The organism is Massilia sp. P2_C2 (genome assembly GCF_056404615.1).
In genome coordinates this window covers 1-577 of record NZ_JBFUDR010000675.1, presented here as the reverse complement: position 1 = coordinate 577, position 577 = coordinate 1, and the positions used below count along the sequence as shown (strand labels likewise).

Below are 577 nucleotides of genomic sequence, written 5' to 3'. Positions count from 1 at the left end.
CCCATCGACCCCGTGCCCAGGCCACGACGAAACGTGGAGCTTGTCCTCCTGGTCCTCGCCCTCGCCGTAGGGATTGGTGCCCAGGCACTCGTGGGCGTGGACCGGCAAAAAGCGTTTGACACCGACTTCTGGTTCCAGTCCGGACTCCTGGCGTTGGCCGCCCTCGCCTTCCATGTGGTGCTGCGGCTCCGCGCAAAATATGCCGACCCGGTAATACTTCCGCTCGTGGTCGCCCTTAACGGGCTGGGCCTGGCCATGATCCACCGGCTGGACAGGGTAGGCGAAGACACCGGCAACAACCAGCTGCGCTGGACCCTGGTGGCCATGGCGGTCGCGATCGCGGTCATTTGGTTCCTCAAGGACCACCGGATCCTGCGCCGCTTCACCTATATCTCCCTGGCCATCAGCGCCGTGCTCCTCATCCTGCCGCTGGTTCCCGGCGTCTCCGCCGGAGAGGTCCTGGGTGCCAGCGTCTGGATCAAGATCGGTTCCATGACCTTCCAGCCGGGTGAAATCGCCAAGATCACGCTGGCCATCTTCTTTGCCGGCTATCTGTCGTCGAACCGGGACCTCATCC

Annotated in this window: 1 protein-coding gene; it reads left to right on the top strand. The window is 64.0% G+C overall.

The features are described 5' to 3' along the window. Positions 1–33: 33 nt before the first annotated feature. On the top strand, positions 34–577 hold a 544-nt coding region (locus AC1DYX_RS31800), incomplete at its 3' end, for an FtsW/RodA/SpoVE family cell cycle protein (protein WP_477266276.1).